The sequence below is a fragment of the Aeromicrobium massiliense JC14 genome, from assembly GCF_000312105.1.
GTDB classification, from domain to species: Bacteria; Actinomycetota; Actinomycetes; order Propionibacteriales; family Nocardioidaceae; genus Aeromicrobium; species Aeromicrobium massiliense.
The window spans coordinates 18115-36625 of sequence record NZ_HE978639.1 but is presented as its reverse complement, the minus strand read 5'-3'; the positions used below and the strand labels follow the sequence as shown (position 1 = coordinate 36625).

The 18511-nt window shown below is 68.3% G+C and carries 15 protein-coding genes; 5 read left to right on the top strand and 10 right to left on the bottom strand.

Annotation, left to right across the window (positions count from 1 at the left end):
- Positions 1–96: 96 nt before the first annotated feature.
- On the bottom strand, positions 97–4449 hold the full coding sequence (locus HGAM_RS16580; RefSeq protein WP_038951936.1) for a DNRLRE domain-containing protein: 4353 nt from the start codon (positions 4447–4449) through the stop codon (positions 97–99).
- Positions 4450–4846: 397 nt separating this feature from the next.
- On the opposite strand from HGAM_RS16580, the gene HGAM_RS16575 reads away from it, so the two are divergent.
- Positions 4847–5251 (top strand): hypothetical protein, encoded by a 405-nt coding sequence (locus HGAM_RS16575; protein WP_147543839.1) that lies wholly within the window; start codon positions 4847–4849, stop codon positions 5249–5251.
- Between the two features lie 149 nt (positions 5252–5400).
- Here HGAM_RS16575 and HGAM_RS19870 read toward each other — a convergent pair whose 3' ends face one another.
- The 8 genes from HGAM_RS19870 to HGAM_RS19860 form a co-directional block, all read right to left on the bottom strand.
- On the bottom strand, positions 5401–5856 hold the full coding sequence (locus HGAM_RS19870; protein WP_019146620.1) for a DUF4913 domain-containing protein: 456 nt from the start codon (positions 5854–5856) through the stop codon (positions 5401–5403).
- Positions 5853–7637 (bottom strand): type IV secretory system conjugative DNA transfer family protein, encoded by a 1785-nt coding sequence (locus HGAM_RS19865; protein WP_019146619.1) that lies wholly within the window; start codon positions 7635–7637, stop codon positions 5853–5855. Before HGAM_RS19865 ends, HGAM_RS19870 begins: the two co-directional genes overlap by 4 nt.
- A gap of 7 nt (positions 7638–7644) precedes the next feature.
- The gene (locus HGAM_RS16560) at positions 7645–9096 is read right to left on the bottom strand and encodes a hypothetical protein (RefSeq protein ID WP_020693576.1); all 1452 of its coding nucleotides are present in this window, start codon (positions 9094–9096) and stop codon (positions 7645–7647) included.
- A 152-nt stretch (positions 9097–9248) separates the two neighbouring features.
- The gene (locus tag HGAM_RS16555) at positions 9249–10736 is read right to left on the bottom strand and encodes an SCO6880 family protein (protein WP_019146617.1); all 1488 of its coding nucleotides are present in this window, start codon (positions 10734–10736) and stop codon (positions 9249–9251) included.
- The gene (locus tag HGAM_RS16550; RefSeq protein ID WP_020693575.1) at positions 10733–11953 is read right to left on the bottom strand and encodes a TrbL/VirB6 family protein; all 1221 of its coding nucleotides are present in this window, start codon (positions 11951–11953) and stop codon (positions 10733–10735) included. Before HGAM_RS16550 ends, HGAM_RS16555 begins: the two co-directional genes overlap by 4 nt.
- 62 nt (positions 11954–12015) lie before the next feature.
- A complete protein-coding gene (locus HGAM_RS16545; RefSeq protein WP_019146615.1) occupies positions 12016–12744 on the bottom strand; it encodes a DUF8175 domain-containg protein in 729 nt (242 codons plus the stop codon).
- Positions 12745–12779: 35 nt separating this feature from the next.
- On the bottom strand, positions 12780–13058 hold the full coding sequence (locus HGAM_RS16540) for a hypothetical protein (RefSeq protein ID WP_019146614.1): 279 nt from the start codon (positions 13056–13058) through the stop codon (positions 12780–12782).
- Between the two features lie 51 nt (positions 13059–13109).
- Entirely contained in the window at positions 13110–13703 is a 594-nt protein-coding gene (locus tag HGAM_RS19860; protein WP_019146613.1) for a DUF6668 family protein, read from the bottom strand.
- Between the two features lie 237 nt (positions 13704–13940).
- Between HGAM_RS19860 and HGAM_RS19855 the strand changes: the two genes are divergently transcribed.
- The 4 genes from HGAM_RS19855 to HGAM_RS19850 are packed head-to-tail and all read left to right on the top strand — an operon-like array spanning position 13941 to position 17206.
- The gene (locus tag HGAM_RS19855) at positions 13941–14207 is read left to right on the top strand and encodes a helix-turn-helix domain-containing protein (protein WP_019146612.1); all 267 of its coding nucleotides are present in this window, start codon (positions 13941–13943) and stop codon (positions 14205–14207) included.
- A 19-nt stretch (positions 14208–14226) separates the two neighbouring features.
- Entirely contained in the window at positions 14227–15264 is a 1038-nt protein-coding gene (locus tag HGAM_RS16525) for a peptidoglycan DD-metalloendopeptidase family protein (protein ID WP_081592007.1), read from the top strand.
- Positions 15261–15866: a hypothetical protein gene (locus HGAM_RS16520; protein WP_019146611.1), complete on the top strand. Its 606-nt coding sequence runs from the start codon at positions 15261–15263 to the stop codon at positions 15864–15866. The genes HGAM_RS16525 and HGAM_RS16520 overlap by 4 nt, the downstream gene beginning before the upstream one ends.
- Before the next feature lie 11 nt (positions 15867–15877).
- Positions 15878–17206: a MinD/ParA family ATP-binding protein gene (locus HGAM_RS19850; RefSeq protein ID WP_019146610.1), complete on the top strand. Its 1329-nt coding sequence runs from the start codon at positions 15878–15880 to the stop codon at positions 17204–17206.
- Between the two features lie 159 nt (positions 17207–17365).
- Here the strand turns inward: HGAM_RS19850 and HGAM_RS16510 are convergent, their stop codons facing one another.
- Positions 17366–18331, bottom strand: coding sequence for a hypothetical protein (locus tag HGAM_RS16510; protein WP_019146609.1), 966 nt, complete (start codon positions 18329–18331; stop codon positions 17366–17368).
- Positions 18332–18511: the final 180 nt, after the last annotated feature.

Below are 18511 nucleotides of genomic sequence, written 5' to 3'. Positions count from 1 at the left end.
ACTGCGCCGGACTCGACACAAGTAGCCAGATGAGCGATGACCAACGCTCGGTCCGGGGCCCACGGGACGATAGACCCCGGACCGAACGGTCACCTCTCAGTAGGTCTTGTTGACTCGGACGGTGCACTTTCCAGGAGCTCGCTTCCCGAAGAGGCACTGGATGCTGCCCTTCGGAGACTTGTACAGCAGCTTCCACTTGGACGAACCATCCGGCCGAGCGAACATCTCGTGGTCGGGCATCCGGTCATGCTGGCCCTTGAGCGAGACGTTGTAGGGGTCCACACCGATCCGGAGCCGAGCGTCGATGGCGGGCCCGACCCCAAATTCGATCAGCGGATCCTTAGCATTCAGAACCAGGTTGACCATCCCGCCAACGCTCCATGTGTCCCAACTCCGAGGATACGACTTGCTCATATCGGCGTAGGCCTTCTTTTCAAAGTCGCAATTGGTGATCTTAGGCTTAACTGCGAGTCCGTTTCGAACAAGTTTGTAGCCGCACTTGTATCGCCTCGTCACGCCGACCCTCTCGCTGTAGAAGAACGCGGGATTCTTCCCGACGCGAAAGCGAACATTCTGCTGGGTACGGAAAGGACCATTGGGTAGCCCGAAGCCGCGGTGGTCGCCCGCAAATCCTTGAATTGGCCGAGAAAGGCTCCTAGGAAGACCCGGTGCATAGACCATCCTTTGACGGATGAACGTCTGGTACCGGAAGTTGACGCCCGTATGGCCCGCAGTGCCGTTTCCGCGGGCAGCTGTTTCGGAATTTGCCTTGTCAGTTTCGGCTCGGACCATCGCTCCCATGATTGAGATATCTGCCGCCAGTTCCGGAGACTCCGCGTTGATCTGAGCGGACGCCAGGCTCGCTGCCTGCGAGCCGCTGGTCCGGGACGTTGAACTTACCGGCACCGCGTTCGCGGGGAATCGGACTCCGCTTTCAAATTGAGACGGTTCGTCCTCGGTAGTACCCGCGTCGGGTCCGCCACATCCCGAAGGGTTAGTGGTGAGGGTCTTGACGGTGTACTCATACTCGACAGAACGCGGCAAAGGTACGTCCGTGAACGTGGAGGCGCAGGTCAGAACCGTGACGGGGCTGCCGTCATCAGCCGCGTCGTCGGACTCATCCTCGTCTCCAGCAGTTGGATCCTGTAGGTCGGAGTCATCGGCGGGGAGTTCTTCAGGCGGCCCGTCCGCCGCCGGCTCGGGCATCTCGCCGGATGCTGGGAGGTCTGGGTCGGCGTAGGTGACATCGTTCTCCGCGCCGTCGACCTCGACTGCTCTTGTCCTCGTCACAAGTCGCGGGATACCGGCGGGTCCGAGGAACCGCAAGTGCGATCGTGAGTCGCTGGTGGATCCCAGGATCACTTCGCGGCGCTGGTCGGCAGCACTGAACTCATTGGCTCGGACCTGCAAGGTAGTCAAGACGGCGCCCGAACTATCGAACGCCCCGACGGCTAGGGGTCTGGGCACGCCTGGTACCTGAATCGAAGTGCTTGTCGACTCACCCACGCGAGCGGCGTTCACGTCGAAAGCCGCGTACTTCACCGCTCCGGGAACCGGCGTGATCGACACGGTAAAGGTATCGCCAGTCTCATCCAGCGTCAGATTGGTGGCTCGGATGATCGGATCGGCGGGCGGCGAGTCCTGGATGCTCGCGAGCTCATGGGCGGTCTTGGATTCAGGGTTCAGGCTGAGGGAGCGCACAGCAGACAGCGGGGAGGACAAGCTCGAGATGTACTCTCGCGCCGCGTCCTCGGGCATCGCGACTGCTCGGAGCCGGTTAGCGACGGCGACAGCCGCGGCGTACGTTCCGATCTCCGACACGCTGGGAGCCACAACCAATGAAAGCGAGGAGCGACCTGCGGCGATCTGTTCATGCGCAGTGACGACACTCAATGCTGCTTCTTCTCTGTCATCCGTTGCGACGTTCTGGATGAGGGCTGCCTCTTCGGCGCTGAGTTCAGTTGTAGGGACAAGATCCATAGCATTGAACACTTGTGCTGACTCAAGAGTAGGGATGGTCAGCGCTGTCCTGATGTCTGCGGCGGGAGCGTCCTTATCGAGAAGCAGCAGGGCACCCTTCTTGGTGATGGCTGATGTGACAGCGAGCGCAACCGAACGGGCATCCTCGGCGCGTCCGACAGCTACGAACCGTGAGGTCGGCTCGTCAAAAAGGCCAGGTGACCATCGCTCAGGACGCGACGACCGCAGGTCGTACGCGATGGGTAGCCCTTGTGGCGACGATACCCAGTCGAGGAACGGTCCGCTGAACTGCTCCGCAGGGCCAACGAGTGCCACGCGCGCTGCTTGCAGACGGCCCTTCAAGGCGGCAACCGAAAGTTCTCCCCCGTCGGCGACAGCGACTCCGCCCAGCGCTGCAGCGTTCGCGTTCGCCTGAGCCAGAGCCAGATCATTAGTTGCCGGTGCCACCCAGATTGTTTCGGGACCCGTCGACGCTGCATTCTGCTGCGCCACGGCGGCTTCTATCGACAGCGCTGCTGGACTACTTCCCGCGATGTCGGTTGTGAGCACGTTGACGGTGAAGGACTTAGTGAATCGGGTTGCCGAGTCAAGACGCCCGTTGTTCGCTGCGAGCTTTAGTGTGTACGTGCCGTGCGCGAGACGCGGGACGGAGATGTCCACCGTGTCGCCGCTTTCCACAAAACTCGAATAGGAGTCGTGCACAACCTTCGAGTCGGCGTCTGTAACAGATGCGCGCATGCGTGTCCGTTCGTCCTCCGGATCAACGAGAGTCGCTCGCACCGCGGTGGTGCTCCCGCGTGTGATGACGGAGGGTGCGGTGACGGAACTGTTTGAGACATCCTCCACGGAGAAGGCTGTCGCGGCCGAGCTCGCTTTGGATTCCAACGATCCATCGCTAGACCAGGTTCTTACGCTGTAACTGCCCTCCGGGATCTTGGGGACCGTCACAGTGGCAGTGGTGTTCGCCGGCACGTATGCCGAATAGCCGTCGAAGACCGTCGTTGTGCCTTTAGACACGACGAAATGAGCCCGCACTGTGCCGCCGTCGGGGTCGGAGACCTTCGATGTCAGGACCGTCTTGCCTTCACGGTTTGTCGCCGATGGAGTGCCGGCGGTTGAAGGGAACGTGTTGTAGGTCGTCTCGAGAACTGGCGCGCGTTTGGAGGTGTTGCAGATGAGTTCGCTGGAGAGGTAGTCCATGGAGCAGAAGCGGCGCTCGAACGCCGAGACGGTCTCGTCGTCGGCTTGGAGGCGGAGGCCGTTGTTGTCGATGGCTCCGGTATTCCAGGCCTGGGCCATGCTGGTGAGGTTGAGCTTGGTCCAGCCCTGGCCGCAGTTCGAGGCACCGCGGTTGTCGTCGACGTGGGTGCCGTTGGTCCACTTCATCGCGGGCAGTCCGCTTGCCCAGGTGAGGTTGTCGCTCCACGGGGCGCCGACGGGGTAGGCGAGCATGCGTCGGTCGGTGCAGCTGTAGCCGTAGTACTGCCACAGGCTGAGCGTGGCGTTGGTGACGACCACGTTGGGGTTGGTGTCGACGCGGTTGTCGAAGAACTTCAGGTACGCCCGTGCCGGATTGGTGTTGTCGGATGTATCGGGGTCGACCTTGCCGACGATGAGCCGGTGGTCGTCACCGTAGGCCTTGTTCTGGCCGGAGCGGACCCAGGTGTCACGGACCTGCCCGACCCGGATCGGGGGATCAATGGTGACCGGGTACTTCGTGTCGGCGGCGGACAGGAACCCATCCGGTGCGGTCAGCTCGAGGGCATGGTTGGTGACGTCACCTGCAGTGCTGGTCTGTTTCAGGGTGGCGTCGAGCTCGACAATGTTGGTGGGATCGCCAGCCCTGTCGGTCTGAGAGTCCCAGGCAAGGAGCTGCTGGGCGCCGCCAACGGTCTTGTCCTCGTCGTTGGTGACCGTGAGAGCACCGGTGGACTGCTGCTGGGTCAGGTCGAGGCTGTCTGCGCGCAGGCCGAGGGTGAACACCGGGTCGTCGGCGGCGGGCTTCTCGTTGAGCCGGATCCGGGCGGCCACGCCATTGGCCGTGACCGCGACGACCAGGTCGGTCGCCTTGGACAACTTGTAGGTCGCCACTCCCCCATCCACCGACGGTTCCGGCAGGTCCTTGGGCCAGGTGAACGCCAGTGACTCATCCCCGTCCAGGTCGACACGAGCCGCTTCACGGGCGCCGCCCGCGATCGTGATGTCGATATCGGACGCCTTGGGCGCGTACGAACCGTCGGACTGCTTCACCAGCGTGTAGTCGATCGGAGTCCACTTGCCGGACTTCTTCACCCGCACCGTGGCACCGAAGTCGCGGCGGGTGAACGTGCCGTCCGGGTTCGCAAACACCGAAACCGACTCGGTCCGCTGCGAGAGGTCCTCGACCTTCTCGTCCTCCGCTCTGGCGCCGACCGCTGCAGTCTCGGTTTCGGCCGCGTCGAGGTATCCGTCCCGATCGGAATCGGTCACTCTAACGGAAACGTCGGCCTCAGCCGGTTCGCTATTTGACCCAATGGCATGCTCGGCGGGTCCGAGGACCGACCAAGAAAGGAGCGCAGCGGACGCGACGCAGACGCTTCGTGTCGCGCGGGATGGGAGTCTGTTCACTGGTGCAGCGCTCGCTTTCCTACCGAGGTCAAGTCGGCCGAGTTTGGCAGACCGATCCGACTGTGCGGACGAGAACGAGCAAACCCACCAGTTCTCAGGGAGGGACTCACGAGGCTCTTGTCCCCAGTCGTTCCTCGGCTACGCGCTACGGTGGCCGCGGCTCCTCCACCCGTGGTGAGTCTCGTCCGGAACGATTCCCAAAGGTATGGAGGCATCGATGTTTGACCCAGGCTGTGCGCAGCACCGTACCCGAGCGCTGATGCTCGCGACGGCGGCCGCGGTTCTGTCGGTCGCCTCTTGCGGCACTGGTTCTGAGCCGGCGTCGCATGAGACGACGGCTGGGCCGCGAGAGACGGCTGCTGCGTCTCTCATCGGTTCTTCGCTGTCTGATGCGAGCGAATACTACGACGGTCAAATCCTCCTGTCCGACGTCACGTTGTTTGCGCGCGGAGATGGAAAGAACTCGAGCGGTTACCCGTCCGAGGACCGCAAGAACTGGTCTGAATGGACTGTCCTTGCGGTGTGCGCGGACGAAGAGTCTTCTACGAAGGATGTGCTCTTCGCTGTTGGCCAAACCAAGTCGATCGACGCCGAGATTGTAGAGACTGCCCGTGAAGGGAACTTTCAAGATCAGTGCGCAGACATGCTGGCCGCGTTCGAGTGATGACATCGCTCGTCGCAATGTGTCAGTCTGCATCGTTGCTTGAACCGGGACGCTCCAACGGGCTCAATAGCTCGGCCAACTCGAAGCGGGCTAGTCGGATCGCGGCGACGTCGCCGCTCTGCTCGGCGGCGGTGAGCCGGGACTCGGCGTCACGGAGCTGTTGGGCGTGAGGATGCATCGGTGGCACCGTCCTGGGTCGGGCTGATCGAAGGCAGCGGGGGCAGCGTCTCGTGCTGCTGGGGCGTGCACTCGCGGAACGGCCCGTCACCGGCAGTGAGCGTGGCCATGGTCGGGTCGGCGTGGTCGTTCCACCAGGTCGACATGGCCGTCCCGGGCTCGGTCCGCAGGGTCTCGAACGCCTCCCACAGCGCGGTCAGTCGTGCGACCGCTTCGGGGTGGTGGTGCCAGCGGGCGCACCACCGGAAGCCGCTGTTGCCACCGATCTTGCGCGCGTAGACGACGGCGAGGAAGTCACCGACGAACTCGAAGACGTCGGCGTAGTGCAGCCCGGCGTTGTCACCGACGGCCGGCGTCTCGTCGACGGGCGCCGCGTCGACCGTCTCCGGGTCGGCGCCGAACAGGCCGCCGTTGAGGTCGGTAGTCATGCGCCGAACCCGCTCGTGCGCCACCGGTCGGCGTCCGCGTCCGGCGCGCTTGAAGCCGGCACGGACACGGCCGACTGGTCGGGTGCCGGCGCCGGGGTGTTGGTGGCCAGCGAGAGCTTGACCTGTTCGCGCGTCGTCTTGTCCTGGGCGAACCAGGGCACGACCTTGAGAAGCATCGGCCGGATGCCCGAGGCGATCACCACGGCGCGACGCCGTGGGAGCGCGCCGAGCTCGGCGACGGACAGGATCGGTCGCTCTGTCACCGATCGGGAGCGTGAGCGCCCGCCCCGGCCCGACGACGTCGAGCCGGTCAGGTGCTCGTAGGGGCCGATGAGGTCGGACAGGCGCTGCAGGAAGCGGGTGTCGGAGACGCCACCGCCGTAGACCTTGATGTTGGCGGCCGACCACAGCTTCTCCATGCCGTGGCGGCCCCAGATCTCCTCGCCCTGGTCCCAGGACTGCAGCACCGTCATCATGATGATTCCGCGGGAGCCGTAGTGGCTGTACTTGGAGTCCAGGTCCTTGAACCGGCAGACGTTCGCGGCTTCGTCGAGCAGCCCGACGAGAGGAGTCGGGAGGCGGCCGCCGGCGCAGCTGGTGGCGTACTTCTCGGCGGCCTCGAAGACCGCCAAGGTCAGCGCGCCGACGAGCGGGCCTGCGGAGGTCTTCCCGTCGTGGGACAGCGCGTACAGGGTGTCGCTCGAGCGCACGTACGCGTGCGGGTCGAACTCGGCCACGCCCGGCGTCGCTGGCGGCGTGACCCACCGCATCATCTGGCGGTTCCGCAGGAAGCCGACCAGGGCTCGGGCGGAGCCGTACACGCCATCACGCTGCTTGTCGGTCAACGTGGCCAGCGCCTCCAGCGACTCGGCCTGCGCCCGGTAGCCGGCCCGGTCCAGCACGCGGACCGGGCGGGTGTCGGTCGGTTCGGTCAGCCACGTGTAGACGGTCGTGATGGGCTCGCCCTCGCTCGCCGCGGCGAGCAGGAGCAGGTGCAGCAGGTTCACCGCTTCGTTGTCGAAGTAAGCATCGCCGCGCCCCGGTTCGCGAGTGGACTCGGCGATCTGCGCGGCCAGCTTCTCCGCGCTGGTCTCGTCGGTGACGTAGGACAGCGGGTTCCACCACCAGGTGGGCTCCTCGTTGGCGACGGCCTGAGGGTCGAAGACCCACACCTGTCCCTTGGCCGCGCGAGGCCCGCGCGTGTGGTCGAGGACGCCGCGCTTGTTCTCGGTGATGAAGCAGGCGCCCGGCGCCGCCAGCGCCAGCGGGATGACGTACGAGGACGACTTCATCGTCCGAGGCCCGGCGATGAGCAGCAGCATGTCCTCCCACGTCGACCACACTCGCGCCTTGGACGGCAGGTGGTAGCCGAGCGGGAGTCCGATCGCGTCGGCGCTGGCGGTGAGCTTGCGGGCGGTGCGGGTGACCTGCTTGCGGGTCAGCGGCTCGATGTCTCGCCGGGTGGCCATGTGGGAGCCGGCGGCGTCGACCTCGACGCGCTTGCCACGCACCAGGCGCAGCAACAGCACGACGCCGGCGACCGCCACGGCGAGCCCGCCGGCGATCGCCGCGGCCCACCAGGTGGTCGCTTCGGTCCACGCGACGTCGCCGCGCTTCACCTGAACGGCGAGCTTGCCGGGGTTCAGCGAGGCGTCCTGGCCCGTGGCCTGCAGGCTCGCCCAGGCCCCGACCCAGGCCAGGACGAGGAGGGCGACGCCGGCGGCGACCAGGGTCACGTCGTCGTTGTTGCGGGCCGGATCAACGCGGCTGCGGCGGACCATGACGCTCCTAGGGGGTGCTGAGCCAGCGGGTGTTGGTGTCGTGCAGGTCCATCTCGGCCGCGGTCAACGTGACCTGGGTCTGGATGCCTGCCCGCTCGCCGAGCTTGATGAGGACCTTGCCGGCACCCGGCGGCGGTGCCGGGCGGGTCTGGCCTGTGTGCGGGTCGCGGATCATCCGCTGCTTCCATCCCGCCGGCGTCGACCAGCTGGCCACCGTGGCGATCTCGACTTCGGACATGCGCTTGACCTCCGACAGCGCCCGAAGGTCCTCCTTCGCCAGGCCGGCGGTCACGACGATGGAGGACCGCTCGGCGAAGCCGCGCGCCTTCTTCACGTCGGCGGGCGATGCCATCGACTCCATGTCCTTGAGCGAGTGCGTGATGAAGATGTTGCCGACGCCGTCGTTGCGGTTCAGACGGGTCAGACCGTCGAGTTTGTCGACGAGCCCGGCGCCCTCGATGCGCAGCGGCTCCCACATCTCGTCCATGACCATCAGGTAGTGCTTCTGGGAGTCCAGACCGGCCTCGACGAGCGCGTTGGCCGCCTCGACCGAGGCGTAGCCCTCGGACCAGGTCGCGAGCATGATCGCGGCCTTCACATCGTCGGAGTGGCGGCGGATCGCTGACACGTCGACGCAGACGCCGGTCGAGTCCAGCCGTAGCCGTTCGGTGGTCTGTCCTGAGAAGGTGCGGCCCAGCGGCCCGTCGAGCAGTGCTTCGAGCGAGCGGGCGAGCGGTTTGGTGGCGTCCAGGAACTCCTCGACGGTCCCGGCTAGGGCCGCGCGGACGAGGTCTGGGTCGGGGTGGGTCATTAGGTACGCCAGGTCCGGGAGGGTCGGCGGCTCCTGCTCGCCGTGGCGGCGCTCGAGCAGCTGCCGGATGCCCTTGTTGATGAGCGTGGTCTCCCAGTCCGCGAGCGGCTGGCGGCGGACGATCTGGATCAGGGCGGTGACGAGCATCGCGGAGCGCTGCAGCGCCTGCTCTCGCAGGATCGCGCCGCCCTCTCCCCCGATGCGGTCCGCGGCCGCTCCCATCGCGCCGGGGTCCAGGACGTTGAGCCGCTGGTTCTCCCCCAAGCGCATGACCTGGCCGCCGAGGGCCTCGATGACGGCCCCGTACTCGCCCTTCATGTCGCCGAGCACGAGCGGGATGACGCCCTGGTCGGCCAGGCCGAGGATCTGCCGCACCGTCCACGACGACTTGCCCAGCCCCTGGAGGCCGAGCACCAGCATCGACGGCGACGAGATGAGGCCGTGGCGGAACCAGTTGATGACGTCACAGCAGACGGTCGCGCCGGTCTCCAGGTCATGGCCGACCGGGACGCCGACCAGCGGCCGGCCCGAGCCACCGGCGAAGGGCCACAGGCCGCACACCTGCACGCTGGTGCCTCGGTAGGACGGCGGCACCGGGAGCAGGTCCCACGCACCGCCGCCGGGTCCTCGCCACCCGCGGGGCCCCATCGAGGACCCTTCTGCTGCCGGGGCCTTGCCCGTCTTGGTCTCCTGGGGCGGAGTCGTGGCTTCGACGATGACCGGGTCTGGCCCGCGCCGCTTCGCGCGACGTCGACCGCTGCGGCGGAACGCTGTCGTGACGCTCATGAGTCTGGCCTCCCTCAGAGGTACTGACGCAGGTTGGTGGGCACCGTCGTGTGCTCCCACGGCACGAACCCGACGGGGAGCGTGGTTGCGAACGCGGCGGCCTGCGAGCCGTAGGAGCGGCGGATCCGCAGCGGCACCGCGCCCGCGCGGGACTCGACGGTCGAGACGGCCTGCACCAGGTCCTCATCGTCGGTGACGGTGGCCGTCACCAGCAGCGAGAACTGGATGAGCGAGGCGCCCGAGGCGACCTCGTCCCGGGCCTTCTCGGCCGCGCGGATCTGCACCTTGGACGCGGCCGTGGGCCGCTTCTTGGTGTTGCCGGCGAGGAACGCCGCCACCTGGGCGTCGTCCTCGGAGACCTTCGCCGAATCTTCCGGCGAGTGCGGCCGGTAGACGATCGCGACGCGCTTACGCACGAAGTCCGCGTCGGGCCGCAGCAGCCCGTTCAGCGCGCGCTCGTTGATCGCCGAGCGGGGCGGGGTGGTCATCTCCCACGTGACCGACAGGCCCGAGTCGTGGCGGTAGTGGTCCCACGCGGCCTGGTCGGCGACAGGTCCGGCTTCCTCCCAGGCGACTTCGACCGGCTCGCCGGCGAACTCCGCCTGGTCGAGCCACCGCTGCGCGGCGGGGTCGTAGGCCATGCGGACGATCTTGGACAGCTCGTCGGCGTTGACCATCTCGACGGCGCCACCGCCGGCGGACTGCAGCTGGGCAAGGAGGTTGGGCACCTTGCGAGCGAGCTCGGACCCGATCTCGTCCTCACGGCCACGGCGCGAGAGCCCACGGCCGCGGAAGGTCAGCTCCAAGTAGGTGACGTTCTCCGACGACGTGACCGAGTAGGTCCGCACGCACTCATCCATGACCTGCCGGGCGAGGGTCGGAGAGTTGGTGGCGCGAGCCTGGGCCACCATCGACTCCAGGCGGCCGCCGGGATCAGGTGCGGTGTCGGTGATCGTCTTGGCGCAGATGAGCGCGGGCTCCTGCGACATGGAGCCGAGCAGTCGGGCGTAGCTGCCGACCCACTGGTTCAGGCGCTCCTGGTCCTGCAGGGCAGGGCCCTCTGCGACGCAGCGCGCCACGATGGTGAACAAGCCGCCCTTGCGCGGGTTCTTCAGCACGGCGAACGGGTTGCCGAAGGCGTCGTTGCGCTCGAGCAGGGTGGTCCGCGCCAGCATGCCGGGCAGGCGCACGTGCGGTGCCTTGGCCTTGGAGAAGGCGCCGGAGCGGCCCTGGTGGGTCCGGCGACGAACCTGCCGGGCGAAGCCCAGGCGGCGCAGGAGTGTCACTCCCACCGGGGTGCCGACGGCCACAGCGACGGTCGCGGCCACTGCCGCGACCACGAGCGCCGCAACCAGGCCGGCGATCATCACCGTCAGCATCGCGACGACGCCGCCACCCATCAGGATCACGGTGGCCAGCAGGCCGAGGCTTCCCAGGCCGGGGGATCGCTGCGCGACCCAGTTGCCGTAGGTCGGGCGGTCCGGAACTGCCTGGCTGCTCATCGTTCCTCCTCCACCGCGCCGGAGGCGGTGTCGCTGGTGGTCTGGCCGATCGACTGGCCCATCTGAGCGGCGCTCACGACCTGGTCGACGGAGGTTCCTCCGGTCGCGCCGCTCGCCGTGGGTCCGGTCGGGGCGGCCTGGTCGCTGCCGACTGCGGCGGCGCCGACACCGGCGGGGACCTTGGCGTCGTCGCTGCTCTGATCGATGCCGGACTGAGGCGCCGAGCTGGGACCGCTCGTGGGCTTCGTCGATCCGTCGGTGTCGGGTGCGCCGCTCGGGCCGTTCGAGGCGAGGGCTGCCGCCCCGCCACCGCTCCCTCCGGTGGTGGCGCCGACGCCGGCGCTCGATCCGCTGAAGCCTGCACCGGAAGCGGCCGATGCTCCGCCACTGGCCACCGCGGCGCCGGTGGCCACGGCGGCGCCGGTGAAGCCGAGCGCCATCGCGCCGGCGTTGCCCGCCGCCATCGAAGCGGTCGCCGGGACGATGAACCGCATGATGGCCGGCAGGGCCAGGACCGCCATGACCACGGCGACCACGCCGGTGATCCGCGTGGTGATGTTGTTCTCGGTCGAGAGCATCTTGAACGCGCCGGCGTAGATCAGCGCGGCGACCGGCTTGTAGAGGATGAAGGCCACGAGCCACGCGACGCTCTTGGACCACCACTGCTTCCCAGCGGCGGTCGTGCTCGAGGCGGCCGCGAGCGGCAGCACGGCGGCGAGGTACACGATCATCGCGTTCCGCACGATCATCAGGACTAGCTGGATCAGCTGGGCCAGGAGCATGACCAGCGCCAAGATGAGCATGAGCCCGGGGCTGGCGAGACCGGCGATCGCCAGGCCGTCGAGGTCGACTTCGGCCTGCTCGAGGATCCAGTCCGAGAAAATCTCGCCGATCTCGACGCCGGTGGTGATGAGCAGGCCGCCCACGGTCGTGACCAGGACGACGCGGACGATCGAGTCGCCGAGGTCTCGAACGTGCTGCACGCGCGGCATCGTGGCCAGGCGGTACGCGGCGACGAAGAACGCCGCGATCATCGCCACGGCCACGAAGTACGACAGCCGGTCCTGCAGCCACATCGACGGCGAATTCGCCCCCTCGACGTCCGGGGCGGGCGCGTTAAGCCAGGCCGTGGTGAGGTTCTTGACCGCCCACTCGGCGGCCTCGGTGAAGAAGTCGGCCACGCCCTCCATCGCGGACTGCCCCGCGTTCTTGGCCACGCCGCCCGCGGCATCTTTGACGACGTCACCTGGGCAAGAGAGAGGGTTCTTCCAGTCGCACATCAGTCGTCGCCCCAGGCGACGTAGCGGGTCGGGACCGACTCGATGCATCCCGACGCCGTAGAGCCGTCCGGAAGTGCGCGGAGGGCCCAGTCGCCGTTCCTCCACTGCACCTCGATCGAGCAGGTGAAGTTCCGCGCCTGGTGCACCACGTACAGACTGACCACGGCGTCATCGGGGCTGTAGCTCTCGATCACGAAGCCCTTGGTGTCGGTCACCACCTCGCTCGGCTGCTGCCCCTTCTCGAGCAGCGCCTGCTGACCGATGCCGGGCACGACCTGCTGACGGACCGCCGCGGCGTAGTCGTCGACGTAGGCCAGCCGAAGGTCGATGGTGTAGGCGGCGAGGACGGCGCCCATCGGAGTTCGGGCGAAGCAGCTCCAGGGCCCGTCGGCAGGCCGTCGACCCGGGCCGGCCGACGGAGAGATGGGGTAAGCCCACCCATCGATCCGCTCCCACTTGAGGTCTGCAGGCTCCTGGGTGGGCATCTGGAGGCTACCGCCTCGCAGGCCGCACGCCGACTCGTAGCTCTCGCCGGCGGTAGGAGCCGGGTCCGTTGGGCTCGGGGCCGTCGTCGGCTCGGCGGTGGGCGAGGCCACGGCGTCTCCGCCGCTGTCCTGCCGCTCGACGACCAGGAGCGTGACCGCCACCGCGACCAGGACCAGCAGGACGGCTCCGCTGAGCAGCCACCGCAGGCTCAGGCGACGGCCGTCTGGCGACGTTTCGTACATGGTGTGCCCCCCGGCAGGTTCGTTTCAGTGCTTGGTCAGAGCATCAGGAAGTTGACGAAGCCCGATGCGCTCGCGCCGAGGACGCAGGCCACGCCGACGCCGGCGAGCGACCCAAACGACTCGGCGAGCTCACCGCGGCGGTAGGCCAGCGCCATCTTCCCGGCGCAGATCAGGACACCGGCGACGCACGCGACCATGACCAGCCACATCCCGAGGCCGAGGATCGTGCTCACCTTCCCCTCCAGCTCGGGAGGCGCTTCGGGTGACGGGTTCGGGATCGACGTCGCGACGGTCACGTAGAGGTGGGTGAACATTGGCTGCTCCTTGGTTGGAAGGTGATGGGCCAGCAGGCCAGGTGCCGGCTCTTACGGGGTGGCCTGCTTGAGCAGGCCGTGAATGAGGTCGGCCACGGCGACGGCCGCGGGGTCACGCACGTAGGGGTGGTCGCGCCAGTTCTCGACCCAGGGCATGTGGATCACGCGTGGCGCGATCGATCCGAGCTCGACGAGCCGTGCACGAATGTGCTTGCTGGGTCTGGTGGGTGCGTCCGCGACCGTCACGACGGCCACCATCTGTACGTCGGGGACGGTTCGGGAGACCGTCTCCTGCAGCATCCGGCCGGCTGCGTCGAGGCCGGCCGCGTTGGCGCGGCTGACCAGGACGACGCGGGCGGGCCAGCCCAGTTCCGGGGCGGGCCACTGACTGGTGAGGTCGAGGCCGGCACCACTCCCCCGGCGCAGCGATGTGGCACCGGCTCCGCCGTGGGCGCTGACCCAGACGAACGGCGCGATGCCCTCGGGACGTTGGGTCGTTCGTCCGGTGAGTGGACGTTTGGGGATGGGGGCCGTGACGGTGGCCCCGGATTCGCGATAGTCGTGGGACGACGTTGACGCGTCTGGGTCGGTGGCCATGGGCGGCACATTCCATGGCGACACCTCGGTGCCGTCGCTGACGGTCATGGCTGATCCCCCGATTCGCCATCGTCGAGAGCGGCCTCCGTTGCAGCCAGGCTCCCTGGAAGCCAGCCTCACACACGAGACGGACAGATCACAAGGCTGTATTTCTGTCTCCTGTGCGCGTAATCTGCGTTGAAAGTGCCCCTTGCGCGTCTCCCAGGTTCTCGGGATTGCGTGCTGGTGGCCTGATCTGCATCACGGCGACCGGGGGGTGCCGCGTGGGGGATACGCTGCCGAGTCATGAGCACCGGCAAGGACGAGCGCCGCTTCACCGCGGCCGACTACGAAGCCCTGCCCGAGGTGCTGACCGCCGACCAGGTCGCGCTGATCGTCAGCGCCTCGCCAGCGCAGGTGCGTCGCTGGGCCGCCGCGGGAGTCATCCCGGGCCGCCAGCTGGGTACACGTTGGCGCTTCTCCAAGACCCTCATCGAGCAGATGATCCGCGAGGGCACACCCCCGGACCAGGTGACGGCGTCCGAGGACGACGACGAGGAGTCCTCCAGCTAGACCCGACCGGGGACTGAGCGTGGACCAGGGGGGAACACGCACAGTCATCTACATCGCGGCCGCCGTCGCGACAGCGTTGATCGCGCTCGTCACGCTGCCGGCGGTGCTCGTCGCCGACCGCGACGCCGCGGCTGCTGACCTCACTGGCGAGGTGAACAGCGACGCGATCCCGGCCGAGTTTCGCGACTCGGTGCTCAAGGCCGGACAGCGTTGCAAGGAGATCAGTGCCTCCGTCCTGGCTGCCCAGATCGACAGCGAGTCCGGGTGGAACCTCCGCGCCACGTCGCCGGCGGGTGCCCAGGGCATCAGCCGGTTCATGCCTGGCACGTGGAACACCTGGGGCAAGGACTACAGCGGTGACGGCCGGGTCGACGTCTTCGACCCGCACGACTCCATCGGCTCGCAGGCCGATCTCATGTGCGCGCTCGCGCGGCAGGTCCGAGACAAGATCCGGCTGAGGGTCATCAGCGGTGAACCGCTCGAGCTGACCCTGGCCGCCTACAACGCAGGCATGGGCAACGTCGTCGCCGCGAAGGGCGTCCCGCCGTTCCCCGAGACCACGGCCTACATCCGCAAGATCCTCGACGCCTCGGCCAAGAAGTACAGCCTGGACGCGATCGGCGACGTCGGCGGCGCCGTCCGCCTCCCCCTGGCGCCTGGTCGCTACACGAACCAGCACAACTTCGGTCGTTCCGGCTCCATGTGGGCGCGGCATCACACCGGCAACGACTTCTCAGCTCCGTGCGGCACGCCTGTCCGCGCCGTCACCGGCGGTGTGGCCGTCGCCGACCCGTCGCAAGCGGCGTGGGCCGGGCCGCACTTCGTCAAGATCCTCACCGGGCAGCGGAGCACCGCGACCTGGTACGCCCACATGGGCCGGGCCGCGGTCACCAGCGGACAGCGGGTGCAGGCCGGTGAGGTCATCGGCTACGTCGGCAGCCTGGGCAACTCCAGCGGCTGCCACCTGCACCTGGAGGTCCACCCCAAGAACGGCGGCTACGCCCAGGACGAGGTCGACCCCAACGCTTGGCTCCGACAGAAGGGACTGCGCCCATGAACGCGCGCATCCGGATCGCGACGGCGACAGCCGCGCTCCTGCTGGCCGCCGCCTGCAGCGGCGGAGACGACGAGCCCGACCGGGCCACGCCCTCGCCCGTCGGCGATCACGCCCAGCTCAACGCCGACGGCGTCGAACTCATCGAACCCGGCGGCCCGGCCCAGCCGCGAGGTCCGCTGCCTGACCCAAAGACCGTCGACGACTCCAACGCCGGCGAGGTCGCCGACGCGGCCGCCGTCGCCGCGTTCGTGGTCGACACCCGCACCGACCGCTCCCCCGCTGACGGACTGCGCCGCGCCGCACCGTGGCTCACCACCGACTACGCCCGTGCCGTCGCTCAGCCCATGCCAGGCGACGGCGGCGCCGACTGGATCGAGCTCGCCGCCGTCGACGGCTACACCAGCGTCACCGTCACGCCCACCGACGAAGTCGAGGGCGGCAAGAGCGCCGGCGGCCAGGTCGTCCTCACCCGCGTGGCCACCGTCCAACGCCACGACGCCCAGGGCAAGCAGCTCTCCACCGAGCAGCTCGGCGTCTTCATCACCCTCACCCGGACCAACGACGGCGCGCCGTGGCGCGTCGAGGCCATCACCACCGCCTAGGAGCAGCAGCCATGACAACCAGCGCCAGCAAGCCGTCCGTCCACTTCGTGACCATCGACGGGGACCAGGTCACCGTCGACGGCGCCACGATCGACGCCGCCGGGAGCCCACACACCGCGGCGGTCCACCACATCGCACGCACCTACGCCCAGCCGCTCGGCCAGGCCGTTGAAGCGATCGCATCGGACTCCGGCGGCCACATGCGTCTGACCATCAACCCGGACGGGTCCACCGGCGACGTCGCGCCCATCACCGAGACCGAGGCGCGCGACCTCGAGCGCACCCACCGCGGCACCGGCCTGCACGTCGTCACCGCCGACGACGACCCCGCACCCACGGCCAACCCCTGGGTCACGACCGCGGCCGCCGGCGACCGGCCGGCGCCGGCCACGGAGGTGCACGTCTCCCCCACCGCCCCCCGACACGCCCGCAAGAGCTTCATCTCCGAGGGCCCGGTGATCCAGCCCGCCAAGCAGGGCTGGCGCGGCTCGCTCAACCGCTTCGGGCTCCGTGTCGGTCCCGGACCGGCCGAGAAGGAGTGGCGCCAGGACGTCCAGCTCGTCTCCCAGCACTGGCCCGGGCCCCGCACGATCGCCGTGGCCAACGGCAAGGGCGGCGCGAACAAGACGCCCACCACCGCCATGCTGTCGGCCGTGTTCGCCCGCTACGGCGGCGCCGGGGTGCTGGCCTGGGACAACAACGAGACCCGCGGCACCCTCGCCTGGCGCACCCAGGGCTCCAACCACGACAACACCGTCCTGGACCTGCTGCCCCGCGTCGACCAGCTGCTCGGCACCGGCGCCCAGTCCGCCGAGATGAGCTACTTCGCCCATCACCAGCCGGCGGACAAGTTCGACGTCCTCCGCTCGGATCAGTCCGTCGACGGCGGCCACGAAGTCTCCGCCGACGACGTCAACAAGATCCACCGCGTCGCCGCCCGCTACTACCGGATGATCGTCATGGACTCGGGCAACAACGAACGCGCCGCGAACTGGCGCGCGATGATCGAGCACACCGACGGACTCGTGGTGCCCTGCACCAACGCCGAGGAAACCGCCGAGGCCGGCGCCCGCCTCCTAGAGACGCTGATCGAACGCGACGAGCACAACGCCGCCCTGGCTCGCAACGCCGTCGTGATCCTGTCCCAGCGCACCCCGGGCAAGGACCCCAACGTCGAGCGCATCACCGCCAACTTCGAGCCCCTCGTCCGCGAAGTCGTCACCATCCCCTACGACAAGGCCCTGCAATCCGGCGTCATCCACTTCGACGCCCTCCGCCCCGCCACCCAGCGCGCCTGGCTCCGCGCCGCCGCCGCCGTCGCACGAGGCCTCAGCGCCTAACCCAGGTACACGCGCACGGATCGGGCTGGAAAGGTCACCGACGATGGTCGAGGAAGTCGCCTACTGCTTCTGGCACCGCCGGCCAGGCCCAGGACGGTCGGTTCTGCGGGTCGAGAGGGGCTGTCCCGGAAGGGGTTGTACCCACGCTGTCTGCCTCTGTTACGTAGTTAGACCCGGCGGCCTGCCCCCGACCGGCTTCTGGCGGGTGCGCTCGCGATAGGTGTCGAGGTCGGCGTACCGGTCCTTCGGGTGAGGGTCCGTGATCGTCGCGCGCGTGAGCCCCATCCGGTGATTATTGGTGCGCAGCAGCAGCGGGCGCCCCGGCAGGCCCAGGTAGGTGGCCAGTTCCAAGACCAAGGCATCGCTGACGTCCAGCAGCGGGACGGCCATGTTGTGCACCAGCCCATCGTCGTCACCCCAGTCCATGGGCGCGGCCCAGCTCAGCGTGTGCGCCGCCGCTGACGTCACCTTGTAGAAGCCCGGTGCCGCCCTCAGGAACTGGCCGGTCAGGTCGACCATCTTCGGGGCCATGTCCGATCGGACGCCCTCGTACTCCACCTGGGCGGTCTGGTGGGCGCGATCGCCGCCCTTGGCCTTCGCCGCAAACCCCGCAGACGTGACCAGTCCCTGCCCGGCCAGCCGCAGCTCCTGCGCGAGATCGTGGATCTCGAGCCGCTCCCCTGGCGCGATGTCGACGGTAGCCTGCTCGACGTCCTCGGCGTCCTGCAGCAGCGCCGCGGCCCACCGTGTCACCCGCGCCTTGGAGTCCAGGCCGGTGTCGACCAGCCAGCAGGCCCGCATGGCGCCCTCCAGGACGGTGCGGGCCAGGGTCAGGCAGACCCTGACCGGGACGTCGTCGGCCGGCCGGCGCGCCAGGTCGTCCAGCACCTCGAAGTGCTCGGCGGCTACCGACAGGTGCCCGCGGACCGCTCCGACAGCGTGGTTGCGCAGGTGGGCCCGGGTATCGGCCGTGAACTGCTCCCCCATCCAGCGGACGTCCGCGGCCGCGCAGGTCCCGTCGCGGGGTGCAGCTGCAGCCTCCTCGACGTCGGCCAGGAAACAACCGAGCAGGTCGCGCTGCCAGGCGAAGACGTTCTGGACGCGACGGTGCGGGTCGGCTGGCATGCCCGGAAGCCTAAGCCTCCCGCGTGCCGGGACAACAATTGCGCAAGGCGGCTAGGACCCGGGCAGGCGATACTGGTCGGATGCCCGCTCCCCCGCCCTGCGTCATCTGCCTGAGCGCGCCGTCGACGACCCGCGAGCATGTGCTCCCCTCCTGGTACCTCGAACATATGGACGCCGCGG